Annotated in this window: 16 protein-coding genes; 7 read left to right on the top strand and 9 right to left on the bottom strand. The window is 67.6% G+C overall.

Translation table 11 applies throughout. The annotated features are described in order from the left end of the window. Positions 1-30: 30 nt before the first annotated feature. Complete coding sequence (locus HWX87_RS25030; protein WP_176049763.1) at positions 31-1,032, bottom strand: nitroreductase family protein; 1,002 nt, start codon at positions 1,030-1,032, stop codon at positions 31-33. Between the two features lie 174 nt (positions 1,033-1,206). On the opposite strand from HWX87_RS25030, the gene HWX87_RS25025 reads away from it, so the two are divergent. Continuing rightward, positions 1,207-2,196: a zinc-dependent alcohol dehydrogenase family protein gene (locus HWX87_RS25025; protein ID WP_176049762.1), complete on the top strand. Its 990-nt coding sequence runs from the start codon at positions 1,207-1,209 to the stop codon at positions 2,194-2,196. Between the two features lie 31 nt (positions 2,197-2,227). Here HWX87_RS25025 and fnr read toward each other — a convergent pair whose 3' ends face one another. The 3 genes from fnr to HWX87_RS25010 form a co-directional block, all read right to left on the bottom strand. Continuing rightward, positions 2,228-3,001, bottom strand: coding sequence for a fumarate/nitrate reduction transcriptional regulator Fnr (gene fnr, locus HWX87_RS25020; protein ID WP_176049761.1), 774 nt, complete (start codon positions 2,999-3,001; stop codon positions 2,228-2,230). Between the two features lie 506 nt (positions 3,002-3,507). Further along, complete coding sequence (locus tag HWX87_RS25015) at positions 3,508-4,155, bottom strand: response regulator transcription factor (protein WP_176049760.1); 648 nt, start codon at positions 4,153-4,155, stop codon at positions 3,508-3,510. Further along, positions 4,152-4,886: a hypothetical protein gene (locus HWX87_RS25010; RefSeq protein ID WP_176049759.1), complete on the bottom strand. Its 735-nt coding sequence runs from the start codon at positions 4,884-4,886 to the stop codon at positions 4,152-4,154. The genes HWX87_RS25015 and HWX87_RS25010 overlap by 4 nt, the downstream gene beginning before the upstream one ends. Before the next feature lie 248 nt (positions 4,887-5,134). Between HWX87_RS25010 and HWX87_RS25005 the strand changes: the two genes are divergently transcribed. Next, positions 5,135-5,605, top strand: coding sequence for a universal stress protein (locus HWX87_RS25005; RefSeq protein WP_176049758.1), 471 nt, complete (start codon positions 5,135-5,137; stop codon positions 5,603-5,605). 42 nt (positions 5,606-5,647) lie between these two features. On the opposite strand, the gene HWX87_RS25000 is transcribed toward HWX87_RS25005, so the two are convergent. The 4 genes from HWX87_RS25000 to HWX87_RS24985 all read right to left on the bottom strand — a co-directional run bounded on the left by HWX87_RS25000 (position 5,648) and on the right by HWX87_RS24985 (position 9,097). Further along, positions 5,648-6,481, bottom strand: a complete 834-nt coding sequence (locus HWX87_RS25000; RefSeq protein WP_176049757.1) for a universal stress protein — start codon at positions 6,479-6,481, stop codon at positions 5,648-5,650. Next, entirely contained in the window at positions 6,478-6,981 is a 504-nt protein-coding gene (locus HWX87_RS24995; protein WP_176049853.1) for a universal stress protein, read from the bottom strand. Before HWX87_RS24995 ends, HWX87_RS25000 begins: the two co-directional genes overlap by 4 nt. Positions 6,982-7,049: 68 nt before the next feature. Then, positions 7,050-8,249: an acetate/propionate family kinase gene (locus HWX87_RS24990; RefSeq protein WP_176049756.1), complete on the bottom strand. Its 1,200-nt coding sequence runs from the start codon at positions 8,247-8,249 to the stop codon at positions 7,050-7,052. Positions 8,250-8,257: 8 nt separating this feature from the next. Next, the gene (locus HWX87_RS24985; RefSeq protein WP_176049755.1) at positions 8,258-9,097 is read right to left on the bottom strand and encodes a universal stress protein; all 840 of its coding nucleotides are present in this window, start codon (positions 9,095-9,097) and stop codon (positions 8,258-8,260) included. Positions 9,098-9,285: 188 nt separating this feature from the next. Here HWX87_RS24985 and HWX87_RS24980 point away from each other — a divergent pair, with 188 nt between their 5' ends. From HWX87_RS24980 to HWX87_RS24960, 5 genes are read left to right on the top strand one after another with little or no spacing between them, the layout of a single operon-like run. Then, entirely contained in the window at positions 9,286-9,822 is a 537-nt protein-coding gene (locus tag HWX87_RS24980) for a hypothetical protein (protein ID WP_176049754.1), read from the top strand. Next, a complete protein-coding gene (locus tag HWX87_RS24975) occupies positions 9,812-10,558 on the top strand; it encodes a beta-ketoacyl-ACP reductase (RefSeq protein ID WP_176049753.1) in 747 nt (248 codons plus the stop codon). Before HWX87_RS24980 ends, HWX87_RS24975 begins: the two co-directional genes overlap by 11 nt. Beyond that, positions 10,555-12,375 (top strand): alpha/beta fold hydrolase, encoded by a 1,821-nt coding sequence (locus HWX87_RS24970; protein WP_176049752.1) that lies wholly within the window; start codon positions 10,555-10,557, stop codon positions 12,373-12,375. The genes HWX87_RS24975 and HWX87_RS24970 overlap by 4 nt, the downstream gene beginning before the upstream one ends. Then, the gene (locus HWX87_RS24965) at positions 12,372-13,364 is read left to right on the top strand and encodes a bifunctional enoyl-CoA hydratase/phosphate acetyltransferase (protein WP_176049751.1); all 993 of its coding nucleotides are present in this window, start codon (positions 12,372-12,374) and stop codon (positions 13,362-13,364) included. Before HWX87_RS24970 ends, HWX87_RS24965 begins: the two co-directional genes overlap by 4 nt. A gap of 40 nt (positions 13,365-13,404) precedes the next feature. After that, positions 13,405-14,445, top strand: coding sequence for a zinc-dependent alcohol dehydrogenase family protein (locus HWX87_RS24960; protein WP_176049750.1), 1,041 nt, complete (start codon positions 13,405-13,407; stop codon positions 14,443-14,445). A 97-nt stretch (positions 14,446-14,542) separates the two neighbouring features. Here HWX87_RS24960 and HWX87_RS24955 read toward each other — a convergent pair whose 3' ends face one another. Further along, positions 14,543-15,946: an MBL fold metallo-hydrolase gene (locus HWX87_RS24955; RefSeq protein WP_176049749.1), complete on the bottom strand. Its 1,404-nt coding sequence runs from the start codon at positions 15,944-15,946 to the stop codon at positions 14,543-14,545. Between the last annotated feature and the right edge of the window lie 65 nt (positions 15,947-16,011).

The following is a 16,011-nucleotide window of genomic DNA, read 5'->3' as shown; positions in this document are numbered from 1 at the left end:
GGACGGCGCGCATCGCGTCGGCGGTTGCGCTCAGGAGATCACTTCGCCGAGCGGGCGGCGGGGCGAATGCGGCGTATGCGGGCCGCGCCCGACCCGCAGCAGCAGTTGCGGCTCGCCGCGAAGCCCGAGCAGGTGGCTCAGGTGCGCACGCAGCGCGGCCGTCTCGATCGGCTGGTTCAGGTACGACGCCGTATAGCCCGCGCGCGCCGCGACGAGCAGGATTCGCTCCAGCGCCTGGCCCGCAGCCAGCCACGCCTCGCGATCGTCGCGCACGGTCGAGATGCAGACGATCAAGGGCGACGCGCCGACGAGCTGGTGATGAAGCGCGGCCAGCCCATTGCCGAGATCGAACGTTCGCACCGCCATCGTCACGACGGGTGCCGCGAAGTCCAGCAGCGTCGGCACGCCGGCCGCGAATGCCGGCATGCCGTCGACACGCCGGCGCGGATCGATCCAGCTCGCCAGTTCACGCCGGAAACGCGGGTCCGCGAACTGCTGTTGATCGGCCTCCGCAACCAGTTCGGCGACTCGCGCGCGATGTGCGATCGAATCGACGCACGCGACCTCGGCGCCTTCCGCGACGCCGGCCGCGATCAGCTCGCGCTGAATCTCGTCGGGTACCGCCGTCGATTCGAACGGCGCGCGCGTCGTGACGCGGTCCTGAATCGCGTCGAACAGCGTGCCGAGGGCGTCGTCGGAATAGCCGTCATTGCAGACCCGGACCAGTGCAAGGAGGTCGGGGTCGACTTCGGACGGAAACGTGCTGATCGTGTGAGCGAGTCCGGCGTGATCGAGCGCGACGCGCAGATTGAGCAATGCCGCGCCGCAACTGATGATCAGCTCGCGGTCGAACGGATCGACCACGGGCAACGCACGGACGCGGTCCGCGCAGACGGCGATCGTGGCGCCGTTGACGATGAACCGCCACGGCTGGGAATTGTGGCTGGACGGGGCCAGCACCGCGTACGCCAGCAGAGACTTCAGCCGATCGTCGGGATGGGCGCTTGCGGCAAGCGGGGGAATGGATATCATTCGATCATCTCCTGGTCGCCGCACGGGCGGCGTCATGCCACTTCATCGTGTCAGCAACCGTCCGGTCGCCGTTGACCCACATCAAGCGCCCGTCACCGGGCCATGCGCACGCGACGCGTGGGGACTAGCCTTGGACAGTGAAGCGCGCGAACACGATTGCGCGGGGAGGCGAGCATGCTTGCGATGATGTTTGACGGCACGACACCGCATTTGCGCGAGGCGCACGTGCCGGATCCGCTGCCGGCGCCGGGCGAGCTATTGATCGACGTGCATGCATGCGGTGTATGCCGCACCGATCTCCATGTCGTCGACGGCGAACTCCCGCACCCGAAACTGCCGCTGGTTCCCGGGCACGAAATCGTGGGGACGGTGCGCCTGCTCGGCGATGGCGTGACGGAATTCTCCGTCGGCGACCGGGTCGGTGTTCCATGGCTGGGCGCGACATGCGGGCATTGCGCGTATTGCGCTTCCGGTCGCGAAAACCTGTGCGACAGCCCGGGATTCACCGGTTACACGATCGACGGCGGTTATGCCGAGTGCGCCGTCGCCGACCATCGGTATTGCGTACACCTGCCGCAGCGCTATTCCGATCTCGAGGCCGCGCCGCTCCTGTGCGCCGGCCTGATCGGATATCGAACCTTGCGGATGGCGGGCGATGCGCATCGCATCGGCCTCTACGGCTTCGGCGCGGCAGCCCATCTCGTCGCGCAGGTCGCGCATTTCGAGGGGCGGAAGGTGTTTGCGCTGACGAAGCCCGGCGATACGGTGGCCCAGCAGCTCGCGCTGTCGCTTGGCGCCGCATGGGCCGGCGGCAGCGACGAAGCGCCACCGGAAACGCTCGACGCCGCGCTCATTTTTGCTCCGGTGGGCGCACTGGTGCCGGCCGCGCTCCGCGCCGTCGACAAAGGCGGGATCGTCGTATGCGGCGGCATTCACATGAGCGATATCCCGAGCTTTCCGTACGCGTGGCTGTGGGGCGAGCGCCGCATCGCGTCGGTCGCCAACCTGACGCGTGCGGATGCGGTCGAATTCATGCGGATCGCCGAGGCGATGCCGCTGCGGGTCGAAGCCGTGCGTTACGCGCTGACCGATGCGAACCGCGCACTGGACGATCTGCGCATGGGGCGCGTGTCCGGTGCCGCCGTGCTCGGCATGCGCGCCTGATCCCGCTTGAGGTGCCCGAACGGCGATGCGCTCAGATTCGCCCGAGGCCTTCCGGATCGACGATGCGAATCTGCTTGCCTTGCGCCGCGACGAGCCCCTTGTGCTGGAACTTCGACATCATGCGGCTGACCGTTTCAAGTTTCATCCCGAGATATTCGCCGATCTCGTCGCGTGTCATCCGCAGCACGAACTCGGCGGCCGAGTAACCGCGCGCCTTGAAGCGCGTGGAAAGGTTCAGCAGGAAGGCGGCCACGCGCTGTTCGGCGGTCATCGTGCCGAGCAGCAGCATCAGCGCGGATTCGCGGACGATTTCGCCGCTCATCATCTGGTACACGTGATGCTGCATCGGCCGCACTTCGCGACACATTTGCTCGAGCTGGCCGAACGGAATGATGCAGACCGTGCTGTCCTCGAGCGCGATCGCGTCGCCGTTGTGGCGGCCGGTGTGCACGCCATCAAGCCCGAGCGATTCGCCGACGATCTGAAAGCCGGTGATCTGCTCGTCGCCGTCGCGATGCATCACGATGGTCTTGAACGACCCCGTCCTCACCGCATAGATGCTGTTGAATGCGTCACCCGCGCGAAACAGCGTTTCGCCGCGTCTGACGTGCCGCGTCGTGCAGATCATCGCGTCGACACGCGCGAAATCGTCGGGCGACAGGTCGGGCGGCATGCACACGGTACGCAATGCGCACGTCGAACAGCGGGACGCGGCACGCTTCGGCTGATCCGTCCGTTCGACCGGATGCAACGGGATGAACGGGCGTAACGGCATGGTCGGTGAAACATCGGCATGGCTTTGCATGATCTGCTCCAATTCCTGGGGCGGCTGCGAATCGCTGGCGGGCGGGATCGCGCTGACCGTCGTATCGGCGGCCTCGGTGTCTGCCGCCTTCCTGTTGGGGAACCACACCGGAGGGGCCAGGAGACCGATAGCCGGTCTCGACTGTGATGCTGCCTTGCTCCGGGAGGCACGCTTGCTTGTTTTTCTTGATACGCAGTATGGATGGTGCGGGGCTCGACGGAAATCAGCCGGAATTGAAGATGCGGTAGGAGTCGGGGAAGCCCTGTAGGCGGTTTCCTACAAAGGGGGCGGCATCTTGCCGCGATCGTCGAGCCGAGGCGAGCGCATTTCGCTCAGCTGAGGTTGTCGACCGCCGGGTAACGACGCAGCGGCAGCGGGCGACGATTCCGTTGACCTGACGCAAGCCCGGCGGCGATGGCGGAAACTATCTTCGATATCGCGCGACGCAGCGTCGACGCATCGGGCACCAATACCGGACGTGGTAGTCGCAAGCGGTATTGCCACCGTTAGAGTTCGTCCGGGTCGTCGAACAGCTTGTGACGCATCGCATAACGCACGAGCGCAGTGTCGTTCGGCATTTGCATCTTCTCGAGAATCCGCGTCTTGTACGTGCTGACGGTCTTGACGCTGACGCAGAGCGCCTGCGCGATTTCGGAAATCGACTCGCCGGAGGTTACGCGCCGGAATACGTCGAATTCACGGTCGGACAGGCGCTGGTGCGGCAGGAGATCGGTCGGTTCATTCAGACTCTGCGCAAACTGTTCGGCCATCGTCAGGCTGACATAAACGCCGCCGGCCGCGATCTTGGTCAGCGCCGCGACCAACTCGGCGCTCGCGCTCTCCTTGGTCATGTAGCCGGACGCACCCGCGCGGAACGCGCGCACCGCGTATTGCTGCTCGGCGTGCATCGTCAGCACAAGGATATGCAAGGCCGGTTTCTCCTCCTTGATCTGTTTGATGAGTTCGACGCCATTGCGGCCGGGCATCGACAGGTCGAGCACCAGCACGTTCGCGGCCGTGCCGCGCACGAGCGCGATCGTGGACGCGCTGTCGCACGCTTCGCCCGCGACCTCGAAACCGCTTGCGTTCCGCAGGATGTGCTGCAGACCGTCCCTGACGAGTGCGTGGTCGTCGGCAATGAGTACCCTGATCATGACAGCACATCTCCTTGCTGGATGGCGTCAGCCCGCGACGCCACGGTAATCGTGAATCCCGCTCCAGGCCGGCCGCCGATCGTCGCCACACCGTCGATTATGTGCGAACGCATCGCGGACGCCGATCCGGTATCGACGAGACGCGCTGGATCGAGCATGGTATGGACGTATGCGGTCGCGCGCACCTGCCACGGCCCGAGCGACGCCCCGTCTTCAGCGTTCGCATAAATCTGGAGACACAGCGTCGGCGCTGTTCGGGCGCTCGTCGCGTCCGTGCCGTTCTGGATCGCGTGCGCGGCCAGCGCGACCTTGCCGGTTTCCGCCGTGCGCTGCAGGGCCCGCCGGTTTGCCTGACTGTCGTCGGCGGCGCTCGGCTCGATTCTCCCGAGGCTCGGGACGGGCGACTGTAAACCGTCCAGATCGAGACTGGCAAGGTAACGACGCCACGCGTCGCCGGATTGAGGCGCGGCCAGCGTTGACGCGCAGCCGTGTGCGCTGTGCAACACGGCCGCGGCGCCGGAGAGGTTGCGCCGAAGGTCGGCCTTCGCGAGTGTCGCCGAATGCCCGAAGCGTGCATGCGCGGCTTCCAGCACGCGGCCCTGCAAAAGCCGGGAGGCGGCAAGCGACGCAGCCCGGCCGAGCGCGAGCAGTGCGGGCAGGGTCGCATATTGTAAGGGCCGAATCCTGCACGGAGCCGGCCCGGCCTTGAAGGCGGGGGCATGGACTGTCATTGCCGTTCATCCTGACGGACTCTGCCGGTGGCTGGCGGGCGGTGAGCCGGACGCGGGGCACGAGAAGTGGGGCGGGCCGAAACTGCGATGTTGCCCGAAATTGTGCACGCTTTGCCGGCACTCGCCAATCAGGACCGATGCGTAAGTTTCGCGCCGTGCTTGTTTGACCGGCGTCAACCGGACGACGCCCGTCGGACCCAGACTGTTGTCGCATTCCTATGGAAACCGGACGACAACAGGGAGGCATCATGTATTCACGGATCTTTGCCGCACTCGACGGCAGCCGCAGTTCGCGACTCGCGCTCGACGAGGCGATCGCGCTCGCCCGCGAGTCGGGCGGCCTGATCGTCGCGGTATGCGTGGTATCGGACGCGCCACGTCTGACGGACGTCGACAGTGGCTATATCGACCGGCGCGACCCGGCCGGGCTGGATGCGGACAACGCCGCAATCGCGGTGGCGGATGCCGAGACCGCGTTCCAGCTGTGCGGCGTGCACGGTACGGCGCATGCGATCGACGCGTGCGGCGAGGACGTGTCGTCGGTGCTCGCGCGCGCGGCCACCGAATGCGAGGCGGACCTGATCGTGATGGGCACGCATGGCCGCCGCGGTGTGCGCCGCGCGTTGCTCGGCAGCGTCGCCGAGTCGCTGGTGCGCACCGCCGACCGGCCGGTGCTGGTGGTGCGGGAGGGGCGCGGCGCGTGTGCGGCCGTCCTGTGACAAGCGCGGGCAGCCGCAAGTGGCTGCCCCTTGTTCGACGGCTCAGTGAGACAGCAGCACCGGCACCGTCATCGTCTCGAGGATCGTGCGCGTCGCTCCGCCCAGCACGCGCTCGTGGGCGCGGGTATGGCTGTACAGGCCCATGACGAGCAGATCCGCATGCAGATCGGTCGCCCGGTTCAGCAGCGTCGCGCCTACGCCGACCGACCGTTCGCGCGGTGTCGTCGAGAACGACGCGCGAACGCCGTGCCGTTCGAGATACGCGGCGACGTCGACGCCCGCGGGTGTCCTGTCCGGATCGGGTTGCCCGCGCACGACCGTCTCGACGTTGACGAAACGCGCGCGCGCGAGCAGCGGCAGCGCATCGGCCATCACGCGGGCGGCTTCGCGCCCGCCGTCCCAGCCGATCAGCACGTTCTCTCCGATCGTTCGCACGTCGCCCGCGTAGGGCACGACGATCGCCGGCCGGCCGCTGCCCATCACGACATCCTCGACGAAATGGCGCGCCACGTAGGTCATGCGATCGTCGGGGTTTTCCTGGCCGAGCACCAGTAGATCGGCGTGACGCGCGTGCAGAATCGCGACCGTGGTCGCGTCGCCGGTCGGTGCCTGCCATTCGACGCTGCGCCCCGCGCGCTCGGCTGCCGTCAGGAATTTCTCTTCGGCCTCCTTGCGCCGCTGTTCGCACAGCCGCTCGTAGACGGCCAGCTTCAGCGGTTCGTCGGGCCGCCGCAACGGCTCGAACAGGTCCTGGCACACCACGTAGAGGCCGATCAGATGCGCGTTCCAGCGCGCCGCGAGTTCGAGCGCGAGGCCGACGCGTGTCGCGCAGCGCTCGCTGTCGTCGAGGTGAACGAGCAGGGTCTTGTAGCTCATGACGGCTCCTTTTCGGTTGATGCTGCGGTGGTTTCGGCGGGTTGCGCCGACGGACAGTGCGCCGGAATCATCAGGACCGGGCACGTGGCCAGACGCAGCACGCGCTCGGCCACGCTGCCGAGGAACAGGCGCTGAAAGCCGCGCCGGCCGTGCGTGCCCATCACGATCAGGTCGGCTTCGGTTTCGTCGGCAAGACGGACAATCCGATGCGGAATGTCTTCGCCCGCTGGCTCGACGTTGGAGATCTGCGGCGTACCGGCCACGTCGCGCGCTTTCAGGCGTCGCGCCGCGTCTTCGGTGACGCGCAGTCCCTCTTCACGGAATGCGTCGACCAGGATCGACGGGTCATATCCGTACATGTCATAGGCTGGCACCAGGAAATCGACGACGTAGACGGGTGTCAGCCGCGCACCCGTCTCCGCCGCGAGCGTCATCGCGGCGTCGAGTGCGCGGGACGACGTGTCGCTGCCGTCGAGCGCAACCAGAATGTTCGAGTACATGGCATTTCCTTGAACGGATGTGGATGAGATCATCATCGACGCGTGCGCGCCGCTCGCGCTGATCTGGATCAAGCGTCAGGGTTGCCGCGCAGCACGCGCACCGCGGCGCGCGCGGCGATCCACGCTTCGTTGGTCGGCTCGACGACCACCGTGACCGCGCTCGACGAAGACGACACGACCTGTGCATGGTCCGCATTCGCACACGCGTCGATGACGATGCCGAGCCAGCCGAGCGCCGCGCAGATCCGCTCGCGCAATACCGCCGAGTGTTCGCCGATGCCGGCCGTGAAGACCAGCATGTCGAGGCCGCCGAGCACCGCGGTCAGCGCACCGGCCTCGCGCACGATGCGATGGACGTACAGCGCCAGCGCATCGCCGGCCAGTGCATCGCCGGCGGCTTCGCATGCCAGCAGCACGCGCGGGTCGCCTGATGCGCCCGAGACGCCCTTGAGCCCCGACTCGTGATACAGCAGGTGGCCCAGCGCGTCGCCCGACAGCTTGCCGACCTCGAGCAGGTGCAGGACCACGCCGGGATCGAGCGTTCCGCAGCGCGTGCTCATCATCAGCCCGTCGAGCGCCGAGAAGCCCATCGTCGTCGCGACGCTGCGGCAGTCGCGCATTGCGCACAGACTGGCGCCGCTGCCGAGATGGGCGGCGATCACGCGGCCGTGCGCACGCGCGCCGAACTGCTCGTCGAGCGCGACGGCCAAGTATTCGTACGACAAACCATGGAACCCGTAGCGCCGCACGCCCTCGTCGAACCACGCGTGCGGCAGCGGCAGCAACTGCTCGGTGCGCGGCAGCGTGCGATGAAATGACGTGTCGAACACGGCGACATGCGGAACGCCCGGAAACGCGTCGCGCAGCACCTCGATCGCATCGAGGCTGTGCGGCTGATGCAGCGGTGCAAGCGGCGTCAGCGTGCGAAGCGCGTCGAGCACCGCGTCGTCGACGACCACCGGCTCCATGTAGCGTGTGCCGCCGTGCACGACGCGATGTGCAATCGCGCCCACCGTGATGTGCGGCAACTGCACACGGATCCACATCGCAATCCGTGCGAGCACGTCGCGATAGGGGGCGCTCGCGCCGAGCGGCAGCGCACCGGCCGGTTCGGCATCGAAGCGGATCGACACGCTGCTGCCGGTCTCGACCGCTTCGCCCTCGTGCAGCGGCCGCCGCGCGGGATCGTCGCGCGGCGGGTACGCAAAGAGCGCGAATTTCACGCTCGACGAACCGGCGTTGACGACGAGCAACGCGAGCGTGCGCATCGGCCGGCTCAATGCGACATCAGCACCGGCAGCGTCATCGACGCCAGCACCGTGCGCGTGGCGCCGCCCATCACCAGTTCCTGCCAGCGAGGATGGCCGTAGGCCCCCATCACGAGCAGGTCGGAACCCGTTTCGTAAGCGCGCGACAGCAGCGTGTCGCCGACCGACGAGCCGGTGCCGGTCCCGATATCGAGCACGTTCACGTCCCGTGCATGGCGCGCGAGCATCAGCGCGGCATCGGCGGCCGGAATGCGCGTGGTCGCCGCTTCCGAATCGGCGTCGACCACGGCGACGACCGTCGTGCGCTTCGCATGCTCGAGAAACGGGAGCGCGTCGTGCGCGGCGCGGGCCGCTTCGCGGCTGCCGTCCCACGCGACGAAAACCCGTTCGCCGATCGATGGGAATTCTCCGGTGTACGGCCAGAACAGAACCGGGCGGCCGGCGGACAGCACCAGGTTTTCCGGAAACTGGTCGTCGATGTAGGTCTCGGGATCGTTCGGGTCGCTCTGGCCGGCAATCACTAGATCGGCGAGACGGGCGGCGCGCGGCACGGCCAGATTCGCGCGCTCGTCCGCGCGAACCCAGGTTGACGGCACCTTCGCGCGAGCGGTCTCCGCATGGAACAGGCGCTCCAGCGCGGCGAGCCGTTCGTCGCGCTGCTCGCGGTGCTCGCGGAAATAGTCGGCGGAACCGGCCATCACGTAGAACGAATGCGGCTCGGGCGTGTAGACCGCGAACAGCCCGGTGAGATGCGCACCGAAGCGCCGGGCGAGACGCAACGCGAACTCGAGACGCGAATGCGCGCGGGCGCTCGTATCGAGGTGCACGACCATGCTTTTGTAGCTCATCGGAATCGCTCCATCGACGGGTGATCCGCCAGTGCAATCCAGTCTACGAAGCAGGGTTTCCGCGCGCTTGACTCAGATCAACAGCAGCCGTGCGCCGCGGCCGCACAGTGAGGCGGTCGCAATGCCGATGGCGGGCAGGCGGCATGAGTTGGATGCCAACCATTGACCGGATCGAAGGAGGGAACACGATGAGCGCCCGCGCTTTGACGACACCGAACGACGCCTGGCGCGTCGGATGCGACCTCGCGTTGCGCATGGCCGCGCTGAACTGCGCCTGGCAGCGCGAGTGGCATGCGCTGGCTGGGCGGCGCATCGAACGGGACCGCGACGCGGTACGCGACCTGCAGCAGGCGCTCACGGCGACATGCGAGTGGACGGCGTTCGGCGAAGCGGCGCGGCAGGTGATGCACGACTACACGGTCGCCACCGTCGCGATCTGCCAGGGTGCCGCCGAGTTGTGCATGCACGGGCAGTTCGAAAGCGCGAGTGCATGGCGCACGTGGCTGAGCGATTACAGCGCCGGCGCGCTGTCGCGCCACCAGACCGACTGGTGGCCCGATCTCGGGAAGCTGGCCATGGTCAACGAAGCAAGCATGCCGTGGCGCGACTGGATGGCCGCGTTCGAGCTCGGCATCACGGGAGCCGTCGATTCGGGCTACGGGGCCGCGGACGTCCGGCGTCTCGACGGCAGCCATGCCGCGCAGGAGCACGATCATGCGCACTGAACGGGTTGCGTTCGTCACGGGCGGGATGGGCGGCCTTGGCGCCGCGATCAGCCGGCGACTGCACGAGGACGGCATGACGGTGGCGGTGTCGCACACCGAACGCAACGACCACGTCGCGACGTGGCTCGCGCACGAACGCGAGGCGGGCCGCACGTTTCATGCGTACGAGGTCGACGTGGCCGACTACGACTCGTGCCAGCATTGTGCGGCACGCGTGCTGGCCGAGTTCGGGCGCGTCGACGTGCTCGTCAACAACGCCGGCATCACGCACGATGCCACCTTCGTGAAGATGACCAAGAGCATGTGGGATGCGGTGCTGCGCACCAATCTCGACGGCCTGTTCAACATGACGAAGCCGTTCGTGCCTGGCATGATCGACGCCGGCTTCGGGCGGATCGTGAACATCGGGTCCGTGAACGGGGAGCGAGGTGCGTACGGGCAGGCGAACTACGCGGCCGCGAAGGCCGGCATCCACGGCTTCACGAAGGCGCTCGCGCTCGAACTCGCGCGTCACGGCGTGACGGTCAACACGGTCGCCCCCGGCTACCTGGCCACCGCGATGCTGGAGTCGGTGCCGAAGGAAGTGCTCGAGACGAAGATCCTGCCGCAGATTCCGGTCGGCCGTCTGGGCGATCCCGACGAAATCGCCGCGCTCGTCGCGTTCCTGTGTTCCGACGCGGGTGCATTTGCGACAGGCGCCGAATTCGATGTCAACGGCGGCATGCACATGAAATGAAAGCGTCCATCATGCGGGTGCCGCTCCCGCGAGAATCGACGCAGACGCCGGGCCACGACGGGCAGGCGCCGGTGGCGAGCGAATGCGCGTCGTCCCGGATGACCCCCGCCGAACAATGGAACCGGGCGGCGCATGCGAACGTCGCCGCGATGACCTTCGGCCTGTCGCCCGTGTCGCTCGCGCTGGCCGTGCTCGACTGGGGCGCGCATCTGGCGGTGTCGCCGGGAAAATGCTTCGAGCTCGCGATGCAGGCGTGCACGGCCGCCGTTGCACCGGCGACAAACCGGCGTGAGGGCAGCGTCGACGATGCCGACACGAGCGGCCTTGCCGTGCATGCCGGCGAGGCCGACCCGCGCTTCGCCGCGCCGGCGTGGGCCGGCTGGCCGTTCAGCGTGTATCGCGACGGTTTCCTGTCGGTCCAGCGCTGGTGGCACGACGCGACGCGCAGCGTGCCGGGCGTCGAACGGCACCACGAGGAGCTGGTCGGGTTCGTCGCACGTCAATGGCTGGACGCGTGCTCGCCCGGCAACTTCCTGGCGACCAATCCGGTCGTACTCGACGCGACAATGAGCAGCGGCGGCGCGAACCTCGCGACGGGCGCGCGGCACTGTCTCGACGACACGAACGCATGGCTCGACCGGGCTTGTGGCACACCCGCCCGCGACACGCGCGCGTATCTGCCGGGACGCGACGTGGCGGTCACGCCGGGGCGCGTCGTCTGGCGCAACGCGTTGTGCGAACTGCTGCAGTACGACCCGACGACGGCCCGCGTGGCGCGCGAACCGGTCCTGATCGTACCGTCGTGGATCATGAAGTACTACATCCTCGATCTGCAGCCGCACAATTCGCTGATCCGCTTCCTGGTCGATGCCGGCTACACGGTGTTCGCCGTGTCGTGGCGCAACCCGGGCGCGGAGGCCCGCGACCTCGGGCTCGACGATTACCTGCGTGACGGATGCATGGCGGCGCTTGACGCCGCCCGGTCGATCTGCGGCGAGGCGGTCCACGCGGCCGGCTATTGTCTGGGCGGCACGTTGCTGGCGATTGCCGCGGCGGCGCTGGCGCGCGACGGGCAGCAACAGGAAGCGCTGCGCTCGGTGACGTTGCTGGCGGCCCAGACCGACTTCAGCGAACCCGGAGAACTCGGCCTGTTCATCGATGCGAGCGAACTGTCCGCGCTCGATGCGTTGATGTGGCGGCAGGGCTACCTGGACGGTGCGCAGATGTCCGCCGCGTTCGAACTGCTGAACGCGCGCGACCTGATCTGGTCGCGGATGATGAGCGAATATCTGCTCGGCAAGCGCACGAAGCCCAACGACCTGATGTCGTGGAATGCGGACACCACGCGCATGCCTTATCGCATGCATTCGGAATACCTGACGCGGCTCTTTCTCGACAACGATCTCGCGGCCGGCCGCTACTGCGTCGACGGGCGGCCGGTCGCGTTGTCGGATCTCGACGTGCCGACGTTCGTGGTCGGCACCGAGCGCGATCACGTGTCCCCGTGGCGTTCCGTCTACAAGCTCCATCTGCTCACGCACCACGCGCTGACCTTCGTGCTGACATCGGGCGGGCACAACGCGGGCATCGTGTCCGAACCGGGCCATCCGGGGCGCCATTATCGATGTGCGACCCGCGAACCTGGCGCGGCCTACCGCAGCCGGCACGACTTCGTACGCGATACGCCGGCGGTCGACGGATCGTGGTGGACATGCTGGAGCGACTGGTTGCACGCGCGCTCGTCGGGCGACGTGCCGGCCCGTACGCCGGCCGCGGGACTCGCGGCGGCGCCCGGCGCCTACGTACTCGAAACATGAACGACAACCTTCATCCGGCGGGTTCCGACGACGCATGCCTGCCCGGCCTGTTGCCGCGCGCGGACGGCGAACTGCCGTCGCTGATCGCGCGTGCACGAAACGCTGCGCCGCTCGTCGTCGCCGTCGTGCATCCGTGCGACGCGACCAGTCTCATTGCGCTTGCCGCGCTGGGCTCGTCGCCTGTGGGGGCATTGATCGAACCGCTGATCGTCGCGCCTCGCGCCAAGGTGCTGCTCGTGGCGAACGAGGCGGGCGTCGATCTTTCGAAGTGGACGATCGAGGACGTCCCGCACAGCCATGCGGCGGCGGCACGCGCGGTCGAACTCGCGGCAGCCGGCCGCGCCGGCGCGCTGATGAAGGGCAGCCTGCATACGGACGAGCTGATGGGCGCGGTCGTCGCGGCAGATTCCGGCCTGCGCACCGACAAGCGCGTGTCCCACTGTTTCCTGATCGAGACACCGGCGTATCCGCGTCCGTTCATCCTGACCGACGCGGCGGTGAACATCGCGCCGGATCTCGCGCAGAAGGCATCCATCACGCAGAACGCGATCGACGTCGCCCATGCGCTTGGCGTTGCCTGCCCGCGCGTGGCAGTTCTGTGCGCGGTCGAAACCGTCAATCCGGCGATGCGCTCGACGCTCGATGCGGCCGCGCTCGCGAAAATGGCCGAGCGCGGCCAGATCGCGGGCGCGATCGTCGACGGCCCGCTCGCGTTCGACAACGCGATATCGCAGCGGGCCGCGCGCGACAAGGGGATCGATTCGCCGGTGGCCGGCCGCGCCGACATCCTGATCGTTCCCGATATCGAAGCGGGCAACCTGCTCGCGAAGCAGCTCGAATATCTGGGCGGTGCCGTCAGCGCAGGCATCGTCGTGGGCGCACGCGTGCCGATCGTGCTGACGAGCCGCGCCGACAGCGTCGCTGTCCGGATCGCATCCTGCGCACTCGCGATGGTGCTGGCGCAGGGTCGGCATCCGCCGCAATCCTGATCAACGAACCCGTAACCCTTTTTTCGATGGAGGAACCGCGATGAAAGCACTCGTCTACCACGGGCCCGGGCGCAAGACGCTCGAGGAGCGGCCCATGCCGGAACTGCAGTCGCCCACCGACGCGATCGTCCGCGTGACGCGCACGACAATCTGCGGCACCGATCTGCATATTCTCAAGGGCGATGTACCGACGTGCGAGCCCGGCCGCATTCTTGGCCACGAGGGCGTCGGCATCGTCGAGCAGGTCGGCGCTGCGGTCGATTCGCTGAAGCCGGGCGATCATGTGCTCATTTCATGCATCTCGTCGTGCGGCCGCTGCGAATACTGCCGGCGCGGCCTGTATTCGCATTGCACGACGGGCGGCTGGATCCTCGGGAACCGGATTGATGGCACGCAGGCCGAGTACGTGCGCATTCCGCATGCGCCGACGAGCCTCTACCGGATCCCGCCGGGCGCAGACGAGGACGCGCTCGTGATGCTGTCCGACATCCTGCCGACCGGGTTCGAATGCGGCGTGCTGAACGGCAAGGTGCAGCCCGGCTGCTCGGTCGCGATCGTCGGCGCGGGCCCGATCGGGCTGGCAGCGTTGCTGACCGCGCAGTTCTACTCGCCCGCGCAGATCATCATGATCGATCCGGACAGCAACCGGCTGGACGTGGCGCGGCGCTTCGGCGCGACCGATTGCCTCGACGGCCACACCGGCGACCCGGTGGCGGAAGTCATGAAGCTGACCGACGGCGTCGGCGTGGATTGCGCGATCGAGGCGGTCGGCATTCCGGCGACGTTCGAGATGTGCACGTCACTGGTGGCACCGGGCGGCGTGGTCGCGAACGTCGGCGTGCACGGGGTCAAGGCCGACCTGCACCTCGAGAAGCTGTGGGATCGCAACATCTCGATCACGACACGGCTCGTCGACACGGTCAGCACGCCGATGCTGCTGAAGACCGTGCGCGCCGGGCGTCTCGATCCGACGCGCCTGATCACGCACCGGTTTTCGCTCGATGACGTCGAGCGTGCGTACGACACCTTCGGCCGCGCGGCTGAAACCCATGCGCTGAAGGTCATCATCGAAGTCGGTTGAGGGCCGATCGCCGAGCGGTGCGTGCACGGGAACTGGTACGCGATGTCCGGTTCCCGCCGCGCCGGCCCGAGCGTTGCCGCCACCGTCGGCGTTGCCGTCAGGATGAAAGCGCGGCCGGCTCCTGCGTGTCGCCCGATTCGACCGCATCGAGATCGACGCACTGCGCGTAAGTCGGCACCTCGCACGACCAGTGCAGTCGCTCCGCGATACGCCGACGCAACGCATCGGCCGCCGCGGGTTCGCCGTGCGTGACGAAGGTCCGCACCGGCGCGCGCTGCATCGTACCGAGCCAGCGGAGAATCTCCTCGTAGTCGGCATGCGCGGAGAGCGTCGTGATCGACTCGACCTGCGCGCGCACGCGCACGTATTCGCCGTGAATCTTCAGTGTCGGCTCGTGCGCGGCCAGCGCCGCGCCGCGCGTGCCGGCCGCCTGGTAGCCGACCAGCGCGATCGTGTTGCGCGCATCGGGCGCGTAGCGGCTCAGGTGGTGCAGTACACGGCCGCCCGTCGCCATCCCGCTGCCGGCGATGATGACCATCGGGCCATGATGTTCGGCGATCGCTTTCGACTGCTCGACCGACCGGATCATCGTGGCCGCGTGACCGAGCGCATTCGCTTCGGACGGGGTCAACCGGTGTTCGAGAATATGGTGACGATAGATCTCGGTCACGTCCGTCGCCATCGGGCTGTCGAGAAATACCGGGACGCGTGCCATGCGGCCGGACGCCTTCAGCCGCGCGATGTAGTGCAGGATTTCCTGCGCGCGGCCGACGGTGAAACAGGGCATCACCACGACACCGCCGCGCGCGAAGGTCTTGTCGAACAGCGCGGCCAGTTCGTTCTCGGGGTCGGATTCCGGATGCAGCCGGTCGCCGTACGTCGATTCGACAACCAGGTAGTCCGCATGCGCGGGCGCCAGCGGCGGCTGCATGATCGGGTCGTGATAGCGGCCGAGGTCGCCCGAGAACGCCAGTACCTTGTGATCCCAGTGCATCACGACGCTCGCCGCGCCGAGAATATGCCCGGCCGGCAGCAGGCGGAACGCCAGGCCGTCGCCCAGCGCGGTGCATTCGTCGAACGCGACGGGCTTCAACAGGTGCAGCGCGCGCTGCGCATCGTCCAGCGTGTAGAGTGGCTGTGCGGGGTGATGCTTCGAGTAGCCGTGGCGGTTCGCGAAGTCGGCTTCCTCTTCCTGCAATCGCGCGCTGTCGCGCAGCATGATGTCGCAGAGTTCGGCCGTGGCCGCCGTGCAGTACACCGGCCCGCGAAACCCTTCGCGCGCCAGCACCGGAAGGTAGCCGGTATGGTCGACATGTGCGTGCGTGAGCACGACCGCGTCGAGCGTGTCGGGCGCGACCGGCAACGGGCTCCAGTTGCGCAGCCGCAGGTTCTTCGTGCCCTGGAACAGCCCGCAATCGACCAGTACGCGCCGGTTGCCGCGCTCGAGCAGGTACTTCGAGCCGGTCACGGTTTCGGTCGCACCGAGAAAAGTCAGTTTCATGAATGCCTCACCGGGATTCGAGGTAGCGGTGAACCGATTACAGCGCGGATGCGCGTGGAACAATT

The organism is Burkholderia sp. BCC1644 (genome assembly GCF_902833225.1).
In the GTDB taxonomy this organism is placed as follows: domain Bacteria; phylum Pseudomonadota; class Gammaproteobacteria; order Burkholderiales; family Burkholderiaceae; genus Burkholderia.
The sequence above is the reverse complement of the archived record's forward strand: the minus strand, read 5'-3'. Positions and strand labels throughout refer to the sequence as shown.